Annotated in this window: 20 protein-coding genes and 2 pseudogenes; 18 read left to right on the top strand and 4 right to left on the bottom strand. The window is 68.2% G+C overall.

The annotated features are described in order from the left end of the window. Positions 1-3: 3 nt before the first annotated feature. The 7 genes from ABT009_RS30260 to ABT009_RS30225 all read left to right on the top strand — a co-directional run bounded on the left by ABT009_RS30260 (position 4) and on the right by ABT009_RS30225 (position 7,716). A complete protein-coding gene (locus ABT009_RS30260; protein ID WP_351302112.1) occupies positions 4-1,326 on the top strand; it encodes an RAMP superfamily CRISPR-associated protein in 1,323 nt (440 codons plus the stop codon). Continuing rightward, entirely contained in the window at positions 1,323-1,802 is a 480-nt protein-coding gene (locus ABT009_RS30255; protein WP_351301866.1) for a hypothetical protein, read from the top strand. The genes ABT009_RS30260 and ABT009_RS30255 overlap by 4 nt, the downstream gene beginning before the upstream one ends. A gap of 13 nt (positions 1,803-1,815) precedes the next feature. Continuing rightward, positions 1,816-2,175: a hypothetical protein gene (locus ABT009_RS30250; RefSeq protein WP_351301863.1), complete on the top strand. Its 360-nt coding sequence runs from the start codon at positions 1,816-1,818 to the stop codon at positions 2,173-2,175. Then, positions 2,175-2,897: a CRISPR system precrRNA processing endoribonuclease RAMP protein Cas6 gene (gene cas6, locus ABT009_RS30245; RefSeq protein WP_351301860.1), complete on the top strand. Its 723-nt coding sequence runs from the start codon at positions 2,175-2,177 to the stop codon at positions 2,895-2,897. Before ABT009_RS30250 ends, cas6 begins: the two co-directional genes overlap by 1 nt. 818 nt (positions 2,898-3,715) lie before the next feature. Then, complete coding sequence (locus ABT009_RS30240; protein WP_502989987.1) at positions 3,716-4,636, top strand: NsdA family TPR-like regulatory protein; 921 nt, start codon at positions 3,716-3,718, stop codon at positions 4,634-4,636. 136 nt (positions 4,637-4,772) lie between these two features. Further along, positions 4,773-5,597 (top strand): aminoglycoside phosphotransferase family protein, encoded by an 825-nt coding sequence (locus ABT009_RS30235; protein WP_351301854.1) that lies wholly within the window; start codon positions 4,773-4,775, stop codon positions 5,595-5,597. A gap of 661 nt (positions 5,598-6,258) precedes the next feature. Next, the gene (locus ABT009_RS30225) at positions 6,259-7,716 is read left to right on the top strand and encodes an FG-GAP-like repeat-containing protein (protein ID WP_351301851.1); all 1,458 of its coding nucleotides are present in this window, start codon (positions 6,259-6,261) and stop codon (positions 7,714-7,716) included. On the opposite strand, the gene ABT009_RS47495 is transcribed toward ABT009_RS30225, so the two are convergent. Continuing rightward, on the bottom strand, positions 7,619-8,005 hold the full coding sequence (locus ABT009_RS47495; RefSeq protein WP_502989986.1) for a helix-turn-helix domain-containing protein: 387 nt from the start codon (positions 8,003-8,005) through the stop codon (positions 7,619-7,621). The genes ABT009_RS30225 and ABT009_RS47495 overlap by 98 nt on opposite strands. On the opposite strand from ABT009_RS47495, the gene ABT009_RS47490 reads away from it, so the two are divergent. Then, the gene (locus ABT009_RS47490; RefSeq protein ID WP_502989990.1) at positions 7,890-8,165 is read left to right on the top strand and encodes a hypothetical protein; all 276 of its coding nucleotides are present in this window, start codon (positions 7,890-7,892) and stop codon (positions 8,163-8,165) included. The genes ABT009_RS47495 and ABT009_RS47490 overlap by 116 nt on opposite strands. Before the next feature lie 163 nt (positions 8,166-8,328). Here the strand turns inward: ABT009_RS47490 and ABT009_RS30215 are convergent, their stop codons facing one another. Next, the gene (locus ABT009_RS30215) at positions 8,329-9,330 is read right to left on the bottom strand and encodes a GNAT family N-acetyltransferase (RefSeq protein ID WP_351301848.1); all 1,002 of its coding nucleotides are present in this window, start codon (positions 9,328-9,330) and stop codon (positions 8,329-8,331) included. Positions 9,331-9,533: 203 nt separating this feature from the next. On the opposite strand from ABT009_RS30215, the gene ABT009_RS30210 reads away from it, so the two are divergent. From ABT009_RS30210 to ABT009_RS30185, 6 genes and pseudogenes are all read left to right on the top strand, one after another. Beyond that, positions 9,534-10,082: a hypothetical protein gene (locus tag ABT009_RS30210; protein WP_351301845.1), complete on the top strand. Its 549-nt coding sequence runs from the start codon at positions 9,534-9,536 to the stop codon at positions 10,080-10,082. After that, a complete protein-coding gene (locus ABT009_RS30205; RefSeq protein ID WP_351301842.1) occupies positions 10,066-11,541 on the top strand; it encodes a terminase large subunit domain-containing protein in 1,476 nt (491 codons plus the stop codon). Before ABT009_RS30210 ends, ABT009_RS30205 begins: the two co-directional genes overlap by 17 nt. Before the next feature lie 170 nt (positions 11,542-11,711). Then, complete coding sequence (locus tag ABT009_RS30200; RefSeq protein WP_351301839.1) at positions 11,712-12,509, top strand: hypothetical protein; 798 nt, start codon at positions 11,712-11,714, stop codon at positions 12,507-12,509. A 267-nt stretch (positions 12,510-12,776) separates the two neighbouring features. Continuing rightward, positions 12,777-12,902: a hypothetical protein gene (locus ABT009_RS30195; RefSeq protein ID WP_351301836.1), complete on the top strand. Its 126-nt coding sequence runs from the start codon at positions 12,777-12,779 to the stop codon at positions 12,900-12,902. Positions 12,903-13,270: 368 nt separating this feature from the next. Next, positions 13,271-14,176: a tetratricopeptide repeat protein gene (locus ABT009_RS30190; protein WP_351301833.1), complete on the top strand. Its 906-nt coding sequence runs from the start codon at positions 13,271-13,273 to the stop codon at positions 14,174-14,176. A gap of 70 nt (positions 14,177-14,246) precedes the next feature. Next, positions 14,247-14,603, top strand: a pseudogene (locus ABT009_RS30185) (acyl-CoA dehydrogenase family protein); the annotation flags it as partial. 716 nt (positions 14,604-15,319) lie between these two features. Here ABT009_RS30185 and ABT009_RS30180 read toward each other — a convergent pair. After that, positions 15,320-16,093 (bottom strand): SDR family NAD(P)-dependent oxidoreductase, encoded by a 774-nt coding sequence (locus ABT009_RS30180; RefSeq protein WP_351301830.1) that lies wholly within the window; start codon positions 16,091-16,093, stop codon positions 15,320-15,322. A gap of 213 nt (positions 16,094-16,306) precedes the next feature. Between ABT009_RS30180 and ABT009_RS30175 the strand changes: the two genes are divergently transcribed. The 4 genes and pseudogenes from ABT009_RS30175 to ABT009_RS30160 all read left to right on the top strand — a co-directional run bounded on the left by ABT009_RS30175 (position 16,307) and on the right by ABT009_RS30160 (position 20,943). Next, positions 16,307-17,908, top strand: coding sequence for an FAD-binding oxidoreductase (locus ABT009_RS30175; RefSeq protein ID WP_351301827.1), 1,602 nt, complete (start codon positions 16,307-16,309; stop codon positions 17,906-17,908). Between the two features lie 300 nt (positions 17,909-18,208). Further along, positions 18,209-18,637: pseudogene (locus ABT009_RS30170) on the top strand (Rieske 2Fe-2S domain-containing protein); the annotation flags it as partial. Between the two features lie 48 nt (positions 18,638-18,685). After that, positions 18,686-19,984: an oxidoreductase gene (locus tag ABT009_RS30165; protein WP_351302109.1), complete on the top strand. Its 1,299-nt coding sequence runs from the start codon at positions 18,686-18,688 to the stop codon at positions 19,982-19,984. A gap of 14 nt (positions 19,985-19,998) precedes the next feature. After that, positions 19,999-20,943, top strand: a complete 945-nt coding sequence (locus ABT009_RS30160; RefSeq protein WP_351301824.1) for a helix-turn-helix domain-containing protein — start codon at positions 19,999-20,001, stop codon at positions 20,941-20,943. 85 nt (positions 20,944-21,028) lie between these two features. Here the strand turns inward: ABT009_RS30160 and ABT009_RS30155 are convergent, their stop codons facing one another. Next, positions 21,029-21,307, bottom strand: coding sequence for a class I SAM-dependent methyltransferase (locus tag ABT009_RS30155; RefSeq protein WP_351301821.1), 279 nt, complete (start codon positions 21,305-21,307; stop codon positions 21,029-21,031). Between the last annotated feature and the right edge of the window lies 1 nt (position 21,308).

Raw genomic sequence — 21,308 nt, 5'->3', positions numbered from 1 at the left:
GCCATGCTGTTCGCCCAGGTCGAGTTCGAGCTGATCGGTTACGCGGCCGTGGGCGCCCCGGAGCGCAAGGAGCCCGGCTCGACACTCGCACAACCGGTGGCGCGCGACGGCTGGGGCAATCCGTGGATCCCACCCACATCCCTGGCTGGCTCCCTCCGCGCCCACCTGGGAGAAGAAGCCGGCAAGACACTCATGGGCGAGGAGGATCCCGACGAGGAGGAAGCGCAGGGACGGCCGTCGGTCGTGCGTTTTCTCGGCACCGAACTACGCCTGCCCGACAGCGGACTCGCCTACCGCACGCAGACGGCAGTGGACCGCCACCGTGCGGCCGCACGCGCCACGACCCTGCGCACCGGCGAATACCTCCCTCCCGGCACCCGAATCCTGTGCCAGCTGCGCGTCGACGGGGCCGCCCACCACGACGCCGTACTCGCGGCCCTGCGCAGCTGGGAGCCGCTGATCGGCGGCGGCCGCAGCACCGGCCACGGCACTACACGCACGATCGCGATCCACTACGACACCATCGACCTGGACACCAGGGAAGGGCGCCGCATCTGGCTCACCCGTGGCGGGCCCGAGCTCTTCACCGGCACCCGCGCCCTCGACCCCGATCCGACTCCCCGCTCTTCGGCGATCCGCACGGAGTGGGAGATCGTCGACGCCCTGCACATCGGTTCGGGCGTCACCAAGGCCTCGGAGCCCAGGCGAGCAGACGAAGACAGGGCGGCGGAACCCGCGCCGCTCCTGCGTGACCACCAGGGCCGCCCCTACGTGCCAGGCACCACGTGGAAGGGCCTGCTGCGCAGCCGCTGCGAGTTCATCCTCGGGTCGCTGGGCCTGGCCGTCTGCGATGGAGGGCCGGACACCTGCGGCCACTGCATGGTGTGCACGTCGTTCGGCTGGAGCGGCGACGGCCAGGGCGAGGCGCAAGGCAAAGCGGAATCCGTGGGCTTGCGGTCCCGGCTGCGGTTCGGCGACTCGCCGCTGACCGATGCCCGCGTCGAGGTACGCAACCACGTCGCCCTCGACCGGGTCTTCGGCGGTGCGGGCGACGGTCTGCTCTTCGCCGAGGAGGTCGCCGAGACCGGCCGCCTGACCCTGGAGGTGTACGAGGACGGGGAGGTGCACCCGGCCGTCCGCGCCGCCCTGCGGCTTGCCCTTCACGATCTGCACGCCGGCGCCTTCGGCATAGGCGGTGGAACGACGCGCGGCTACGGCACGCTGCGCCGTGTGGACGCGGATGCCGCCGCGCTGGAAGCGGAGCGAACCGAGGCCATGGCGGTCCTCGCAGCCCATCTCGACCTTGTGCAGGAGGCCGTCGGATGACCGAGACCAGTCGGATGTCTGAGACCGAAGCCGCCCGTCTGTATGGCCACGGACGCCTGGTGTGGACGCAGGCGAGCGCCCTGCTTGAGGGCTGCCAGTGCACCTGGACCGACCTGGACGGCATCCATGTCGCCGATGCCCCACCTGACGTCTTGCCCGTCGGGGCGACCCACCTGTGGGGCTGGGCGGTTGACCGGTGCGTGCGGGTGCGCTTCGACGGCGAGGCGGCGTATGTGGCCGTGCTGCGCACGAGCGAGGCTGACGGAGGCGCCAGGGGCGACAGTGAGCAGGAGGCTCGGCCGGACGGCTCCAGTGGACCAGGCATCGCTGAGGTCGTCATGCCGGTGGTTCGTCGTCCCGTCACCTGGAGTCCGGACTACCGTCAGGCAGGGCCGTTGCCGGAGGCAGTCCTCAGGCGCAGGTGGGAGCTGCTCGAAGTGCCAGGCGCCGCCCCGGTCACCTTCGTGCGCGCGTAGGGCCTTGGGCGCGATGAGACCGTCCCTCACGGGGTGCCTGGTCAACCTCACCCCGCATCCGATCCGTGTGCTCACGCCGGACGGCGAGCTGTTCGTCGCCGGGCCTCCGGCCAGGCGCACCGAGCATGTGCGGGAGGAGAGCCGACTCGAGGTGAACGGCCGCCCTGTGCCGGTCCTTCGCCTTGGCTATGGCGCGGTGTTGGACCTGCCGGAACCGGAACCGGGGACCTGGTACGTCGTATCCAGGGTCGTGGCTGATGCGTTGCCGGAGCGTGGTGACCTGCTCGTCCCGGCACAGCTCATACGCGACGCCGACGGCAACCCGGTGGGGTGCCGCGCGTTCGTCCGCGGCGCCGCAGGAGGAATCGGCTGATGCCCGCTCGTTGGACGCTCACGCTTCGCGCCGAGCGACCGTCCGTGGAGCGCGCCGTGACTCCGGCTCAGCTCCACGGCCTGACGGCCACGCTCCTGGAGGGTGCGGGGGCGGATCATCACGCCCAGCACAAGCCGTACTCGGTCTCGCCGCTGTTGGCGGCCGACCGGACCGGCCGTGCCATCCTGCGTCTCGGCTGGCTCCAGGACAGCCCGCGCCCCGACCTGGTGGCGCTGACCGGCCTGCGAGTGCGCCTGGGGGCCCAGTTCTTCACGGTGGCGGGCGCGGAGGAGGAGTTCACGCCGTACCCGGTTCTGTGCCAGGTTCCGGGCGCCCGGCGCGTCGTGATGCGCTTCGTGTCCGCGACGTACTTCTCCCGCAACGGCCGCTGGCACCCGCTGCCGGATCCGGCGCTCCTGTACGGCGGCCTCATCCGCCGCTGGAACCTCTTCGCGCCGCCGTACGCGCAGATCGACGAGGCCCAGGAGAAGGCGCTGTTGTCCTCGGTCGCCCTCTCCGCGCATGACATCGCGTCCTGCCCGATCAGTCTCGGCGCCGGGTACCGTATCGGATTCACGGGGGATGCGGCATTCGCCCTGGTCGGGTCGTACGCGGAGGCTGTGGCAGGTCTGTTCGCCGGACTGTCGCTGTTTGCCGCTGTGTCAGGTGTCGGCGCCCAGACGACGCATGGTCTGGGGTGCTTGAACGTCGGCCTGGAGTAGCCCACAAGCTCCTAAGCCGGGCATTGGCTACAGATGCGTCGTGTCTGGTGGGCCTGCTCGCGCGCAGCGCGGTCCACCGGCTCAGCATCTGAGCCGCGGCGAGGGCGGCCCGCAAGCGACAGCAGACGTACGCGGGTCCGGCACTATGGCTGAAGGGGCGACCCCATGAGGCATCGGAGCCCATCCCCGGAGGCCCGTAACCGCCCTCTGCTCAGGAGGCCTCCCCGAGGCGATTCCCGCGCGAGCCGTTTCCGCAGCTCAGGGACAACGAGCCCGCCGGAGAGTGGCGTGCGTCACAGTTCTGGTGATCCGGTGTGGCGCTCCTCGCGCATCGGGCACCATCAATGCAGGTCAGCACCCTCGTACGGCGGGAAGCATTTCCGCTGACGCGAAGCCCGCAGGGCATAGAAACATGCTGAGGTACGGGTTGAACCCCTGCTCGAAGGGGAGCGTTCCGCAAGAACTGAAAGCCCGCAGGGCATAGAAACAGGACGGCTGCCAGCACATCGTTCTGCCGCTGGTCGGGTTCCGCAGGAACTCAAGCCTGCAGGGCATAGAAACGAGAGATCAGCGAGGAAGAGCGCGTAGTCCGTTCCGCAGGAACTGAAAGCCCGCAGGGCATGGAAACACCAGGCACGGGGGATGCAGGATGTCTTTCACGGGCCTTCCGTCGAACTAAAGCCCGGCAGGGCGTAGAAACGTAGCCCGTGAAGGCCACGCTGGTGATCAAGCTGATGGCTTCCACCGGAACTAAAGCCAGCAGGGCATAGAAATGTTTGAGGACCCGGCGGGCCCCATCGCTCGGGAGCACTGCGCCCGTGGACCGTCGCGCCTTCCTAGCGGCCAGCAGTCTGGCCGCCTTCGCCCCGATAGACCTTGCCTCCCTCGTTGCGCCCGCAGATCCTCCACGGCCTCCGAAGCGCATCAGCCAAAGAGACATTGCGCAGATCATGAGCGTGGCCGACGACATCCACCGCGCGGACAACGCCCATGGTGGAGGAGGCCTTGTCGGAGTGATCGCAAGCCGGTCCATGCAGTGGGCTGTGGGACTGCTGGCCGTTCCCTGCCCGGAGCCGCTGCGCCTCCAACTTCACGCCGCCGTAGCCCGATTGGGCATTGTTGTTGGCGCCTCCCAATTCGACGCGTACGCACACGACGACGCGCGGGTTGCCTTCAAGATTGCCTCCGAGTGCGCGGAGGAGGCCGGCGACTGGTGGCTGCGGGCCAAGACGTTCAGCTTCCTCGCACGACAGGCCATCTGGCTTGGTGATCCGGATACCGCCCTCACCCACGCCGAGAAGGGGCTCGTACGCTCCGACCGGCTCACCCCGACGAACCAGGCCATGCTGCACAGTGCGCGCGCCCGAGCGTTCGGAAAGATGCACGACGTGCAAAACACACTCGCCGCGGTGGGCGCAGCCGACGACGCCTTCGCCCAGTCAAACCCGCGCGAAGACCCACCATCGATGGCCTACTACGACGCGGCACAACATCACGGCGACACTGCGCACGCCCTTTTCGACCTGGCCATCCATGCAGAGCAGGACCCAGGCCAGGCAAGTCGCCGCTTCGAGATCGCGGTTGCCGGACACAGCGATGACTTCGCACGCTCACGCGCCATCTCCCACACCAAGTGGGCCAGCCTCCTGATGGCGAAAGGTGATCCCCACCAAAGCCACGACGATCGGTCACAAGGCCCTCGACGACGCCGGCCGCCTCACTTCGCGACGTGCCGCTGACGATCTCAAAGAACTCGGACGGTTCGCCAGCCGGCACCGCAGAATGGAGGAAGCGTTGTACCTGCGCGAGCGGATCACCGCTACCTTGCAGACATGACCATCTCGGCGGACCCTTCCCACTCGGTCCTGAGCGGGATTGGACGCGGCGGCCGCCGAGCCGGTTCGCATCGCCGAGAACGAAATATGGCGCCTCCCCGGCCAGCAAGTGATCGTACGGATAGCGCGCGCCGGCCAGTGGAAGGCTGCGGTCCGTGAAGTCCATGTCGCGCGGTGGCTTGCAGACAACGGGGTGCCGGCCGTACGCGCGCTGCCAGTCGAGCAGCCGGTCGAAGCCAAGGGCCGCCCCGTAACGTTCTGGGTCGAGCTACCCCCGCACGAGGCCGGCACCGTCATGGACGTCGTCACGCTCCTCAAACAGCTCCATCCCTTGCCGATCCCGAATCTGCCGCTCGACCACCTGGACCCGTTCGTGCGCGTGGCCGAGCGGATCGAAGCAGCCACCTCACTGTCGGAGGATGACCGCGCCTGGCTGCGACATCGGCATGCCCAGCTCCGGGAGCAGTGGGAGCACCGCCCCCAGGGCCTGCCCGAGTGCATCGTGCACGGCGACGCGTGGGTCGGCAACGTCGTGCGCACCGCAGAGGGCCCGGTCTTGCTCGACTTCGAGCGGGCCTCGGTCGGGCCGCCGGAGTGGGATCTTGTCTCCACCACGGTGAAGATGACCACGACCAGCGCGGTGACAGAGGCCGAGTACGCCGAGTTCTGCGCCGCATACGGCTCGGACGTGACGCGGTGGGAAGGCTACGAACTCCTCGCAGGCGCCCGCGAGTTGCGCATGACTACCTACGCGGCCCAGCACGCTGCGACGCGTCCGCAGTGGCAGGCAGAGGCGCAGTACCGTGTCGACTGCCTCCGAGGCCGCACGGCCCCACCTCCATGGCGCTGGAAGGGCATCATGTAGACGCTGGCCGCACACAGGCGCTGCCCACTAGCTATTGCAGAATCGAGGTCGGCACCCAGGTGAAGGCCACAGTGAAGTGCCCTGACATGTCGCGCGGTGCGCGTCTGACCGCCCATAGTGCCGTCTCCACATCCCTGGCCTTGTGCAGTGAGCGCGCCCTGCGCGAGCTCGTGGACACGGCCGTGCCGATCGGATCCGGCATCGGCGGGAAGTCGGCCCTGATGGAGGTCTCCGGTACAGCTCGGCCAGGGCCGCGTGGGGAAGTTGGAAACGCAGCACGGCCAGCGTGACGATTACCCGGTCGACGAACACCAGCTCATGGCCCGGGCCGGCCCCTGGCGCGCGCCGACGGTCGTGACCTCGGCGTTTACGCAGCTGGCCCTCCTCCGCGGCCAACCAGGAGTCGGCCAGCCCTGCGACGAGTTTCCCAAGGCGCCGCGGAGCGAGGCCAGTAGAGATGCGCTTGGACAAAGCCGTGCGGCCCAGGTATTGCGTCACAACAACACCCGAGCCGCGCGGCCTACTTCATGCCCCGGAAGTGTCCCGATCGTTACCGTGCGCCACGTCGTTAGCATCAAACCCTCCCCTTTCCCGTGCAACCCTTCAGGCTCACCAGAGGTCAGATCTGTGTAGCCCGCACGTATGTCCTGGAGAGGAACCCATGTCCCGGCCTCATCACAAGCGCTCCCGGCGTCCCGTCGTCCTTGGCGCCACCGCCGTCGCGGCCGCCCTGGCCGGTGGCCTGCTCATCACCCTGCCCGACGGCGCGAGTGCCGCCGCGTCGGGCCTCGCCGACGACTTCAACGGTGATGGCTACCGCGATCTGGCGATCGGCGCCCCGGGTGCTGTTGCGGGTGGGAAGGCGAAGGCGGGCGCCGTGGTCGTCAACTACGGCTCGTCGAGCGGTATCAGCGCCGCGCGCCACAAGACCACATCGCAGAGTTCCTCCGGCGTGCCAGGCGCCTCGGAGACCTCCGACCGCTTCGGCACCGAACTCGCGCACGGCGACCTCAACAGAGACGGCTACGGCGATCTCGTCGTGGGCACACCGCTGGAGGACGTCAGCGGCGATGTCGACGGCGGTTCGGTCACGATCCTGTGGGGCGGCTCGTCCGGCCTGTCAGGCGGCACGACGATCAGCGACCCGAACGCGTCGGGCCACGACCGGTTCGGCCAGTCCCTCGCGGTCGGTGACTTCACCGGTGACGGGAAGGCCGACCTGGCGGTCGGTTCCACCGGCAAGGACGTGTGGATCTTCAAGGGCGGCTTCACCAAGTCCGGCGGCGCGGCCGGGAAGCTACGCTTCGACGCGCAAATCGAGTCCGGCGCATACCCGAACGGCGCCGTCGATCTGGCCGCCGGGGACTTCGACAACGACGGCGCGGACGACGTGGTGGTGGGCTCCTTCGCCGGCACCTTCGTCTACCGGGGCTCCTCGGCCGGACTCACCCTGCAGACCCAGGTGAGCGACGACAGCCCCGCCTCGCTCACCGCGGCCGACTTCGACAAGGACGGCCACGACGACCTCGTCATCGGCACCGACGATGACCCCATCGGGGACCAGACGGCGCTCGGCGGCTACGTCACCGTGCACTACGGCGCCGCGGCCGGCGTCGACACCGCCCGCACCGGCGTCTTCAGCCAGGCCACCGAGGGCGTGCCGGGGGCGGACGAGTCGTGGGACCTGTTCGGCAACACGCTCGCAGCGGGCGACGTCAACGGCGACGGCTACCCGGACCTCGCCGTCGGCGCCCCCTTCGAGTCCATCGGCTCCGGCAACGACGCCGGCAACGTCTGGGTGCTGCGCGGCGGCGCCTCCGGCCTGACGGGGACCGGCGCCCAGTCCTTCAACCAGGGCACCTCGGGTGTCCCGGGCGCCAACGAGTCGTCGGACATGTTCGGCGACGCCATCCACCTCGCCGACCACAACAAGGACGGCCGCGCCGATCTGTCGGTGGGCGCGGGCGGCGAGAACAGCGACGACGGTGCCGTATGGGTCCTGCGCGGCTCCACCGGAGGCGTCACGGCCACCGGCGCGGTGAGCTTCGGTGCGTCGTCCGTGGGCATCGGGAAATCGGGGGACGACCCCATGTTCGGGGACGCCATGTCGGGCTCCTGAGCACGTAGACAGACAGCCGGAAGGGGCGGCACCGGAGGATTCCGGCGTCGCCCCTTCCGTTGTGCTGAAGTTCCCCCGCGATCTTGGACAGCGATTGCTTACGCTGCGGGGGCGAAGTCGTGTTGCAGTCGGATCCCGGTTTCGAGTGGGGTGATGACCCGAACTCGGGGTGTTTGCGGAGCCTGGCCGGTGAGCTGTGCGGCCGACGGGACCGGTCCTTCAACCCAGCCCGTCCGCCCTCGCGGAAGCGTCGCAGCCAGGTATGCAGGGACTGTCGCGAATCAAGCATCCCCTGGGACGCCTACGAGACGGCGACCGGTACAGAACTCCCCGGAAACGCCTTCACCATCAACTACCCCGATCTCGATCCGGCCTGGAACTTCGACTTCGACGACCACGGCAGGATCGCTGCCCGACTGCCGCGGATCGCCGCTCTCTACCCGGACTGATCGGCCAACCAGGCAACGATCCTCGACTACGGAAGACCTCACCGTCCGGTCCGGCCAGAGTTCACGGAACTGCGGACAGAGCCCCGAAAATCCCCAGGGTGGCCCGTCGTCCCTCACTCGGTTGCGAGTTGAACGAGGGCCCGTATTCGCCGGCTGGCAGCCCTCAGCAGGAAGCCAGGGGCGCTTCCACCAGCAGCCTTTCGTGAATCAGGTGGTAGCCGACCGCCCGATTCACGGCCTTCATCTGCAGGTTCTCTTGACTGACGGTCGAAGTGGCGGCACGCACCCCGGGGAAGCGTTCGTGGATCCGGAGTGCCTGCGCGGCCTTGACCCCGCGGGCCAGCCCCCGGTGCCGGTGCTCGGGAACGACCACGGTGTCGTGTTGGTCGGCCACTGGACCACCACTCTGCGGGACGGTGGCCACCGTGGCGGCGACGGCTTGGCCGGAGGCCAGGTGCACGGCCGCGCAGACCATCAGCCACGCGCTACCCGCGGTCATTTTCGCCTCCCACGCCCGCACCGCCGCGGTATTCCAGGCCCGGGGCGCCATCTGCAGCGCGGCCCCAGGGGCATCCAGCACATGACCCATCGCCCGTCCGAAGGAGGCGACCAGCGGTTCGGGAGCAGCCCCGTTCCAATGCGCCAGCCGATAGCCCGGAAGCGGATCCGCCGCCAGCTCCCGGCAACGGCGCAACACCAGCTCCTGGTCCAACCGCTGCTCCTGAAGTTCCAGGCGCAGCGCCACTCGCAGATTGGGGAGCGTACGGGCAAAAGGCTCTCCAGGCGGGCCAGCCAGCACCGTCGCCTGCACCCGCTCCATCCCGGCTGCGGCGGCGCTTTGCATCACACTTGAGAGCAGGGCAGAGCCGATACCGCCGCGGCGGGCTGATGGTGCCACGAATAGGCGGAGAAAACCGGCACCCGGCATATGCAGCTGTGGTCTCAACTCCGCGACCCCTGCGACCCTGCTGCTCGCCAGGCCGCTGCGCGCGGCCCAGCGCATCGCGGAGGAGTCCTCAACAAGAAGCCGCTCGGCGAGCACAGACGGCTGGACCGAACTGCCCGACAGTTCGCCGTGGCCATCGCTGAAAACGGCACACCAGGCCGCAAGATCGTCAGGAGTTGCCCTCTGCGGCAAAAAGCGCCCTACCGTCACCATGGTCATCACAAAACCTTGACACACGGTCCGCGCTGACCGTCAGCGAATCCGGGCTGTGGAGTCCAGCGCCAGATCACGCACTTCCGCTGGGGAGCGAAGGTGAGCAGGTCTGGGGAATCCGTGAGCACCGGGTGGGGAATATCCAAGAGCGCCATCAGTGCCATCATGTTCCGTGGCGTGGGGGCGCGCATCAGCGAGAGGACCACGCGGTGGGACGCCCCGACAAGGCCGCGCGCGCCGCCATCGCGCAGCGCCGAGCGGACGCCATCGACCTACGCCTGGCCGGCGTGGACTGGCTCACCGTCGGCCGGAAACTCGCCGCCGACCCGGCCATCAACTCCGACCGCATCGCCTACCCGCAGGGCTACGGCATCGACCGGTACAACAAGGGCCTGGAGCCACCCAGCGACGACCAGCTCATCAACGCCGCCTGCAAAGACGTGCGCCTCGCCCTGAAGGAGCGCACCACCGAGCAGGACGAGAAAGCCGACGAGCTGCGCGCGGTGGAAAACCTGCGCCTGGACCGCCTGTTCTTCGTCGCCTACCGCCAAGCCGTCAAGGACGGCGACCTGCCCGCCATCGACCGGGCCCTTCGCATCATGGAACGCCGCGCCCGCATGAACGGCCTCGACAAGCCCTCCAAGACCGAGATCGTCACCCCGCCCGCCACGGGCAGCGAGCTGACCGCCGTCGCGCTCGACGAACTCGAAGCCCTCATCGGCATATCGGAGGAGGCAGCGCATGGCTCCGACGAGTAGCAGCGAGCGGGAAGCCAAGCTGCTGGCCGCCTACCGCTCCAAGCCGCCAGCGGTGCGCCGCGCCATGGCCGCGAAGGCCTCCCCGGAGCTGCGCGTCCAGCTCGCCCGCATCAAACGCTCCATCGCCACGGAGGCCTCTCCCGGCGCGCTGGCCGCCGTCCTCACCGAACGCCGCGAAATGCAGGCCCGCCAACTCCACCTCATCGACCAGGCGTGGATCGACATGGCCGAAGGCCGCGCCGACCGCGTCGTGATCACCATGCCGCGGCGGCACGGCAAGTCACGCCGCGCCTCACGCTGGGCACCCCTGTGGTACCTGCGCCAGCACCCCGACCGCCGCGTGATGATCGTCTCCTACTCCGGTGACCTCGCCGAGGAACACTCCCGCTGGATCCGCGACGCCATCGAAACGTGGGGCGACGACCTCGGCATCCATCTCAATCCCTCCTCCAGGGCCGCGATGCGCTTCGACATCGCCGGGCACCAGGGCGGCCTCGTCGCAGCGGGCATCGGCGGCAGCCTCACCGGCAAGGGCGCCACCATCGCCCTCGTCAACGACCCCGTGCAGGACATGGCCTCCGCCGACTCCCCGAGCATGCGCCGCAAAACGTGGGAGTGGTGGCAGTCGGTGCTGCAGACCCGCCTCGAACCCGACGGCGCCATCTGCGTCATCCAGACGAGGTGGAACGAAGACGACCTCGCCGGGCGCATCCTCGCCGACGCACAGGCGAACGAGTGGCACGTCATCGACCTGCCTGCGCTCGCCGACTCACCCGACGACCCCCTCGGCCGCGAGGCCGGCGAGCCGCTGTGGCCCGAACGCTTCGACGCCGAACATCACGCGGTCACCCGCCGCCGCGTCGGCGAACGCGTGTGGGCCGCCCTGTACCAGCAAAAGCCGCGCCCCCCGGAGGGCGACGTGTGGCAGCGCGCCTGGATCACCGACCATCGCATCACCACCGCCGAGTTCGGCGGCCTGGACATGGCCCGCGTCATCGTCGCCGTCGACCCCGCCGGCGGAGAGTCCGCAGTCGGCGACGAGACCGGCATCATCGGCGCCGCCCGCGGCTTCGACGGACACCTGTACATCCTCGAGGACCGCTCCGCGTCCATGGGCGCCAACGACTGGGGCCTCACCGCGTGCCGCCTCGCCCTGTCCATGAAAGCCGACGCGATCGTCGTCGAGTCCAACTACGGCGGCGACATGGCCCGTCAGGTGCTGTCACAGGCGTGGGAGCAGCTGCGCCGCGATGGCACCACCGCCGGACAGCTCATGCCCAGAGTCCTCGAAGTCGCAGCGAAACTCGGCAAACGCCTGCGGGCCGAACCGATCACCCAACTGTACGAGCAGGGCCCGGTCGACCACGTCGGCACCCACGTGCGCCTCGAAGAGCAAATGGTCACCTGGGTGTCGGCATGGACTCCCCCGACCGGATGGACGCCGCCGTCCACGGACTGACCGAACTCGCCGACCCCGAACAGCTCGCCACCGCGGCCGGACACATCCACGACGACCGCCTGGAGGGTCGCCGTTGAACGGTGCACCATGCGACTGAGGGGCGCGCTGCCAGGTGATCTCGATATGGCCAAGTTCAGCGGCGAGCAATTGCCTGCTGACATCATGCAGCCATGTCCACGCCTTCGTCGCATGTCAACCTCAGTGGGAAGTACTACGGTTGCCGTCTCGGACGCACCCAACTGGACAGGATCGTCGACATAGCCTCCGACGGCCTGCCTCCTGACGCTCTGAAGTTTTCTACACGGCGCGGCACATACCACTTTGAGGCGGATACGCTCACAGACCTCGTCGCAGCAGTGCAGGCGTCACCTGACAGCGGCGCAACGGATCAGTGGACGAACCTTGCTATAGAGACTGCTGACCCTCAAGCACCTCAGCGCGTCGCCGTCCTGATCGACACCGACCGCACCGAGGTGCAACTGATCAGCTCCAACTCCACCTGGGCTCACGGCCAGCAAGCACGCCTTGAGAGGTTCCTGAAGGAGCAAGCCGGCGCCCATGACGAGTGCCGGTCTCCGGCAGAGAAGAAGCTCCGAGGTGCGTTGTGGGGCGCCATGGTCTGGCTCGGCATCCTGCTGTACGCCATCTTCGAGGCACCGGACTATCAGGAAGAGGTGACCATCGCAGGCGGAAAGAAAGTGCTGACCGAGCCCACAGGCCAGGTGCCCACCGGCGCCTTGGTCTTCCTGCTCTTCCTTTTCCTGTGGTGCGTGGCGGGAGTATTCCGCCAGTTCGTGCGGCTGCGGGCGAGCCGACCGGCCCTCGTTGTCACGGCGGACTTGCCCACGGGCAACACCTGGCAGCGCCTCTCCACGGCCGAAAAGCTCGCAGCTCTCGGCCTGGCTGTCGCTGTACTCGCCATGACAGGCACGCTCGCGTCGGCTGCGGCGGACGTGTTCAAGCCATGAGTAACGTCGCCCTGAGACAGCCGAAACGGCCCCATAAAGACAAACGCCCGAACAAGCCCCCCACTGCTACCCTCACCGCCCATGACGATCAGGGGGAAAGTCATCGCCGCAGCACTGGCGTTGGCGGCCGCCATAGCGGGCGTCGTCCTGGTGTAGCCGACCGGCCAGGGCACGGCCAAGCCGCCGACGTCGGAGGAGATCAAAGCGTCCGCGCAGGCCCGCCTGGACGCCTCCCTGCAGGCGGGCCGTGAGACGCAGCAGGTCACCGTGGACCAGGGGTACACCCCCAGCGACGAGCCGTACCAGGCCATGTGGGACCGCAAGACCAAGACGGAGCAGCGTGCCCTGTCGCACGGGATGTGGATGCACGGCTGCGCTGACGCCCCCGCCTAGTAAGCCGAGGTAAGCCGTGCAGAGGACTTCGGACATTGGCGCGCCTGGAGCGTCCGTGCTCGGTCGCGATCTGCCCTCAATAAGGGGGTGACTCGAACAATCAGACTGTAACGTCGATCTCGTGCTGGCTACAGTTCTCGGGCTGATCGGCGGCGTTGCGGCCGCAATTATCGGTGCGTGGGCGGCGCTTCGCGCTCGGCGCCCGCCGAAGTCGCAGGTCGAGCTGGTCGACGTGACCATTTCGCCGCCGTCGGGTTCGGCCATGGGTCCGCGAGACATGTCTCCCGTGCTCGATGTGAAGGTACGCAACACGGGAGGCCAGTCGGCCGTACTCAAGCGACATCCTGGATCGCCACAGCGAATCCGCGGTGCGACAATCGGCACTTGAGGAACTGCGCAGCCGCATCCTTGCCCGTGACGAGGGAACCTTCTGGTTCCTCGGTCAGTTGCTGGCCCAGGAGGACCGTCTGGGCCGTTTTCTTGCCCACATCGGAATGGACACCATGCCGAGTGCGGCTCCAGCGGCCGAGTTGCTGGACGAGTTCCTCCGGCTCCGGGGCCCGGACGACCAAGACTCCTTCAACGTCCGGCACCACCTGGCCAACCGCCGAGGTGGTAGTGACGCCGCGGGCGCTGCGGCTGCGCTCGGGAGACTCCTCGACGACCAGTCACGGGCACTGGGGCCCGAGCACCCCGACACATGTACCACGCGCATCCAGCTCTTCCATTTTCTGAGGGAGGCGGGCGACATGTCCGCCGCCGCCACGGTTGCTGCCGATATCGTCGCCGACCAGCGTCGGACGGTGGGACCGGATCACCGGCGCACCTTTGTCTACCGGCACAACCTCGGATTCTGCCTGGGCGAAGCGGGGGATCAACTGGGTGCCGTCGAGCTGTTCACGGAACTTCTCGGCGACGCCATGCGAGTGCTGGGTCCCGACAATTGCAACACCCTTGATGTCCGTCATGAGCTGGCCCGATGGCGAGGGAGGGCAGGGGACGCCGCGGGTGCCGCCGCCGAGTTCGCCGAAATAGTCCCGGATCGCATCCGCATCCAGGGGCTCGACCACCCGCATACGCTCATGTCGCGGCACAACCTGGCGCTATGGACAGGCGAGGCGGGGGACGCCACGGGCGCCGCCGCTGCGTTCGCCGAACTGGTAGTCGACCGGCGGCGAGTACTCGGGCCGGAACACCCCGACACCGTCAAGAGCGAGCGCGCCCTGGCCCACTGGCGAGAGCAGCCTGGCCCGAACAGTCACACTGTCCAATGACGTTGGCTCCTGTAACAGGCCGGGCAGGCGTGGCCCGCCGGCGAGTCACTGCCCGCACGCATGGCTCGGCACTCCCGGGATGAAGGTCCTGCGATCGACCAACGTGTTCGGATACTCCGACAGCGGTCACGGTGGTCACGCCGAGATCGTGTACGACGACGTCCGGGTCCCTCGGGAGAACCTCCTGGACGAGCTGCACGGCGGTTTCGCGATCGCCCAGCCACGACTCGGCCCCGGCCGGATCCACCACGCCATGCGCCTGGTCGGCATGGCCGAACGCGCCTTCGACCTGATGTGTACCCGAGCCCATCAGCGCACCCCCGTCGCTAAACCGCTCGCCGAGCAGGGCTTCTTCCAGAACTGGGTGGCTGAAGCGCACATCCGCATCGAGACGACCCACCTGCTGGTGCTGAAGACGGCATGGCTGGGAGGCCGATGTGACATGACGACTGACACGACTCGGTCCGCCACCGCGTTCGACGCGCCGGACACCATCCGGTGGATGCTGGTCACAACCTGGGCGCTGCTCTACGGCATGGGCCCGCCCAGCGCGGCCGATGCCAGTTCGCGATGGGTCACCCGGGATGAGAGGACTGGGACTTCATCCCTCGAGCCTGACCGCCTTGGCATCCCACTGGCGCAGCTCAGGGCTACACCCAGGCCCTGCAGATCATGACCATGGAGAACATCCTGCGCCACCTGTCGCTGAGCCACACGATCGTCGAGAAGCGGTACCTGACGGTGACTCCGCTCAATATGAGCGCACAACCGGCGTCCGCCTTTCGCCGTTTGGGCAGCGAGCCAGGGGTCCCGGGTGGCCTCCACTCCCCCGTTGGGATGCTTGCAGAAGGTGAGGCGGGCGCCGAGCAGCCGGGCCTGGCCGGAGGCGATGGTCAGTCCCCCAGGCCGTTCCCCCGGACCGGCCGGGAAGGGCCGTGGTCGCGAACCAGCCAGCCCACGGGGGATGCAGTTGCGCAACGGGGTCCACAGCGGCACCAGTTGGGCGCTGTGGCGCAGCATGGCCAGCTGCTCACATACGGCCGCGGAGTGATCAGCGATCCACCCCTCCGGCAGCAGATCGATGCGCGGCAGATGCGCCAGGCGAGGCGCATTGGTAGCCGCCGGCAGTGAGCAATGCGACCGCTACATGATCGCGCTTGCCCCGCCGTCGACCACGATGTTCGTCCCCGTGACCCATGCGGCCTCGTCGGAGGCCAGGTACAGCCCCGCGTAGGCGACTGCCATCGGATCTCCCGGCTTTCCGGTGATCGTGCGCTCGACCACGGGAGCGACGGGGGCGTTGGCTCCCATCTCCTCGTACATCGCGAGGACCGGCGGTGTTCCCATGGCGCCGGGGCTCACCGAGTTCACGCGGACTCCGACAGCGATGCCCTCGGCTGCGAGCTGACGGGTCAGGGCCATGACCGCACCCTTGGCAGCGGCGTGAGCGGCCTGCGGCAACGTCCGGACGCCGTCGAGACCCGCTGCGGAACCGATGTTGACGATCGCACCGTGCACCTTCGCGAGGTGGGGCCATGCGATCTGCGACGCGCGCCAGACGAGATGCAGCTCGTTCTCGATCGTGAAGAGGTAGTCCTCGTCGCTCTGCTCGGCGAACGGGGCGAATTTCGGCATGCTCGCGTTGTTGTAGAGCACATCGATGCGCCCGTGCTTCGCCAGCGCGTCCTGGATCCACGTCTGGACGTCGGAGCGATTGCTCAGGTCGACGGGAGCGCTGGAGTCGATGGTGCCACCCTCGGCCTCGACCAGGCGGACAGTCTCGGCTGCACCCTCCGGGTTCAGGTCGCAGCCGACCACCGTAGCGCCCTCTCGTGCCAGGAGCTGTGCCGTCACCCGGCCCATTCCGCTGCCGATCCCGGTAAGCAGCACGACCTTGCCTTCAAGACGACCGGACACTGTCACTTCCTCCTTGGTTCTGTGCTGACATGCCCGATCCCAGCACAGCGCACCGACGCGAGCATGCTCCTCGCCGACGACGTGCACGCAGTGCACAACTCTGTGCGGGATCTGCCCAGTCCGCTTGCACCGAACACAGTCCAGGCGCGTGCGCGAGTAGAACCGCCTGAAACCAACCACTCCGCGAACTGTTCAAGGGAGAGATGAGGAGCCATGCTCGACACCACCCAACCGATCCCACCCGGCCTGACCGAGGGCGACCTCGACCGTGCACTCGTCGCGATCGCCGCCGCGATCGGTGACGACAAGGTGGCCACCGACGCCGAGTCCCTCGCGGATTTCCAGGATCCCTACCAGTTTCCCGGCACCGCCACGAACGTCCCGTCGGGCGTCGTCAGCCCGACCAGCGTCGAGGAGGTCCAGGCGATCGTCCGGATCGCCAACGAGCACCGCGTCCCGGTCTGGCCGATCAGCCGCGGGAAGAACAACGGCTACGGCGGTGCCGCGCCGCAGGTACGCGGCGCACTGATGCTGTCGTTCAGGAACATGAACAAGGTCCTCGAGATCAACGAGGAGCTCGGCTACGCGATCGTGGAGCCGGGCGTGAGCTGGTTCGACCTGCACGACGCCATCGAGGCGGGCGGCCACAACCTTGTCGCCTCCATCGTCGACATCGGCTGGGGTGGCGTCGTCTCGAACACCCTCGAGCACGGTCTCACCTACATGCCGTACAGCATCGACCAGGCGTCGCACTGCGGCTTCGAGGTGGTGCTGCCGAACGGCGACCTCTTGCGCACCGGCTCCGGCGCGATGGACAACAACCCGACCTGGCCTCTCTACAAGCGCGGCCTCGGCCCGACGTCCACCGAGCTGTTCATGCAGTCGAACTACGGAATCGTCACGAAGATGGGCTACTGGCTGATGCCGAAGCCCGAGATCTACATGCCGCTGTGGCTGCAGCTGTGGGATGACTCGCAGATGCCCGCCGTGGTCGACGCGCTGCGCGAACTCATGCTTGACGGCACGATCGACATGCGCCCGCAGCTCTCAAACACCCTCTGCATGGCGTCGATGATGACCGCCCGAGCGGAGTGGTACGACGGCCCGGGCGCGATGCCTGAGGAGGTCATCGAGAAGATCGCCAAGGACCTCGGGCTCGGGCGCTGGATGATGCGCTTCGCGCTGTACGGCGACGAGGCGGTCGTCGACTACAACTTCGCCAAGCTCAAGAAGCGCTTCGAGTCGATCCCGACGGTCTCGGTCTTCGGCGAGAAGCACGGTGTGGACGAGTGGGAGACCCTCCCCAACCCGCACGAGCGGGTCCAGATCGGCGTTCCGAGCCTCGACCTCTACAAGATGGCCGGCTGGTCGGGCGGCGACGAGGGGGGACACGTCGACTTCTCCCCGGTGATCCCGCTGACCGCACAGCACGCGAAGGCCGCCCAGGACCTGTTCTCGAAGATGTGCACCGACGCGGGCTTCGACTACCTCGGCGGAATGCTGCCGATCAACGCGCGGGCGACGACGTTCATCAACGTCATCCCCTTCGACACCAAGAACGAGGCACAGGTGCATGCCGCGTACGAGCACGCCAAGCGGATGGTCGCGGCAGCCGGGAAGCTCGGCTACGGCGAGTACCGCGCCCACCTGTCGTTCATGGACCTCGCGGCGGACCAGTTCGGCTTCAACGACCACGCGCAGCGGCGGTTCAACGAGACTATCAAGGACACGCTCGACCCCAACGGCATCATCGCGCCCGGCAAGTCGGGAATCTGGGGGACGCGCTTGCGCCAGGCGGGCTTCCCGCAGCAGTAGACCTTCAGCACAGATATGGGCCCCCGGGTCCACATGCAAGTAATTCATCAAAGCAGGTCAGACCCATTGACAGGCTTTCGTCAAGGTCGTACAACGGCACGAACGCCATGCGGGTCGCACGCTTGCAGCTCCTGTCCGAGCCGTCGAGGAAGAGCCGCCGCACGCTCGTGCGACCACGCCCTTCGGGAGCACGAACAAGCCAACAAGCCTCGACCGCAGGCCTCCCGCAGCCGTCCTACCCGCTCCAGTGGCCCATTGCCGCGCGTCCCCGCTGCCTCAACGCCGAGGAGATGGTTCAGCATGACCGACATAACCGTGACCGGCACGGGAACCGGCTACGGCCGCAAGCCCTCCTCTCACGACGCGCGCCTGACCGAGGCCGGCCCCGGCACGCCGATGGGCGAGGCCCTGCATCGCTACTGGCAGCCGATCGCCAAATCCGCCGCGCTGACCAGCGACGTTCCACACCGCGCCCGCCTCCTCGGCGAAAACCTGATCGTCTTCCGGGACGGCCAGGGCCGCCCCGGTGTCGTCTTCGAGCGGTGCGCGCACCGCGACAGCAGCCTCTTCTACGGCCGTATCGAAGAGGACGGCATCCGCTGCTGCTACCACGGCTGAAAGTTCGACGTGCAGGGCCACTGCCTGGAACAGGCCTGTGAACTCGACGGCGGCCGACGCCGCAACCTCGCGCGCCAGCCCTGGTACCCGGTGGAGGAGCGGTACGGCCTGGCGGCTTCGGGTTCGGTGATTCAGACCCGCAATCAACAAGGAGAAGAAATGAATGTGACGACGTCGGGCACCACCACCGAGGTGCTGGCCTCACCGTTCACCGTGAACAAGCTGCAGATCAAGAATCGCATCGTTCTCGGCCCGATGGCGGTGCTTCGTCCGACGGAGGATGGCCGCCCGAGCGAGCAGACCATCGCATTCCTCACGAGGCGCGCCAAGGGCGGCGTAGGCCTGGTCATCGTTGGCGGCTCGGTGGCAAGCGAGCGGGCGTGGAACGAGTCGCCCTTCTTCCCCAACCTCCGTTTCGACAAGGACGAGTTCGTCGCGGACCTCGCCCGCCTGGCCGACTCGGTGCACGCGGCCGGATCGCCGATCTTCGCGCAACTCTTCCCGAGCTTCGGCCGCATGGGCGTTCCGCGGAACGGCGCATGGATCTCGGCTGCGAGTCCGAAGCCGGTCGACTTCGGCTCGGGCGGGCTGCCGGACCATCTCTACGTCCCGGGTGGCCGCGTCACACCGCTCCCGCACGAGGCGACGGTCGAGGAGATCAAGGGCCTCGAGCGCGACGTGGTCGCGTCGGCGCGGCGGGCGAAGGCTGCTGGTTTCGACGGTGTCGAGATCGCCGCGCACATGTGTTACTTCTACTCCTCGTTCCTCTCCCTGCTGGCGAACAAGCGGACCGATGAGTACGGCGGCTCCGCAGAGAACCGTGCCCGTGCGCTGCGGGACGCCGTTGCCGCGGTCCGCGCCGAGGTCGGCCCCGACTTCCCCGTAGGCATCCGGATGAGCGTGAACGACCACATGCCTGATGGCCAGGACGCCGATGGCTTCGCCGAGGTAGCCGGCCACATCGTCCGAGCCGGCGTCGACTTCATCTCGCTCACTGAGGGCAACTACGAGTCGATGCGAGACAACATCCCGTCCGCTTCTGGCAACATGCTGGCGCACGGTGAGCCGCAGGCGTTCCGGGCGGCGGTCGGCGACGGTGTCCGGCTGTTCCTGTCGAGTACGCCCGACCCGCAGCAGGCCGGCGAGGCGATCGCCGCCGGACACGCCGATGCGACGATGCTCGCCCGTCAGATACTCGCCGATCCGGACTACGCACTGAAGGTCGTCGAAGGCCGGACCTCCGAGATCGTGTGGTGCGACCACGCCAACTCATGCCTGCGTCGGCTCGTCCTCAACATCCCGGTGGCGTGCCACAAGAACCCCGAGATGGGTCGCGAGGACCCAGGTGCGAAGGCCTCCACACCGGGTCAGAACTTCGCCGTGTGGGCCGCGGGCAACGCCTTCCTGATGAAGACGGCCGATACGGTCGCCCGTGCCCTGCCGAAGAAGAAGCACTGAGAGATCGCCCAGCGATGACCACCTTGCTCGACACCCGGGCGGTCGCCCCGTCCGACCGTCCGGAGTACTGGTCGGCGGGCATCGCCGAGCACTTCTTCCCGATGGGCGTCGAGTCGGTCGGGCCGCGCCCGTTCGAGGCGCGGCTCACCGGCGGCCCGCTGGGCGCCGTCGCGGTGCGTTCGATCGTCGGCGCGCCGCACACCGCCAGACGGACCGCACGGATGATCGCCGAGGGGGACCCTGACTGCATCCTGCTCTACCTACTACGCAACGGCTCCTGCAGGATCGAGCAGGACGATCGTTCCTGCGTGCTGGGACCTGGCGCCCTCGCGATCCACGACACCTCGCGGCCCTCGACCTTCGAGGCACGCGACGGCTTGGACCTGGCGGTGTTCAGCTTCCCGAAGTGGCTGCTCGGCGCACGAGGCAACGGCATCGTCCGGCGTACGGCGATGAAGATCGCGCACGGCAAGGAGTCCGTGGTCCGGCTCGGCACGCCGTTCCTCGCCGGGCTCGCGCACACCGTCGAGAGCTCACCCGTCTCCGAGCAGGAGGCTGAGGGCCTCTCCGACATGCTCGTCGCCATGCTGTGGACCCTGCACAGTGGCAGCGACGCTGGTCCGACCCCGGCGACGCGCTCGCACGCACTGCTCCGACGGATGCGCCGCTACGCGCTGGAGCACCTGCACGACCCCGGGCTCGGCCCCGAACAGATCGCGCGCGCACACTTCGTCTCCACGCGCTACGTGCACAAACTGTTCGCCGCGTCCGGATGTGGCGTGTCTGCCTGGATCCGGGAGCAGCGGCTCGAAGGGGCGCTGGCCGATCTGCGCCAGTCGAGCGATGCCTCGATCGCGTCGATTGCGTCGCGGTGGGGGTATCGCGACCCCGCGAGCTTCAGTCGTGTGTTCCGTCAGACCTACGGGTGCTCCCCGCGCGATCTGCGCCGTGGCGCCTGACAGCACAGCAAGTCGCTCGGAACCCTCCAGGAACACGGCCTTGTCGAGCGGAGGGCGAGCGGCGCGGATCGGCGCGCTTCGCCAGTCAGCCTGACAGGGGCCGGCCGTGCCGCAACCGAGAACATCGTGTTGTCCCGCGCCCGTCTGCCAGTTGCCGCGGCCGCACCTGCCCGCAGCAGCCGAGCATTTCCTCGGAGACGTCCACGCCGTGGGCGACGGCCCCTCGTCGGGCAGCCTGGACAGCCAGTGAGCCGGTGCCGCACGCCAGGTCGACCAGGTGGCTGCCTTCGGCAACCCCCAGACGGTCCGATCCGCTTCGATGGCGCGACGTTCTCCGGCGGCGTAGTCGACATGCCTCGTGCATA

It is taken from the genome of Streptomyces sp. NPDC002896, from assembly GCF_040295225.1.
Classification (GTDB): domain Bacteria; phylum Actinomycetota; class Actinomycetes; order Streptomycetales; family Streptomycetaceae; genus Streptomyces.
Note: the sequence above shows the minus strand (reverse complement) of the source record. Positions and strands in the feature narration are given on the sequence as shown.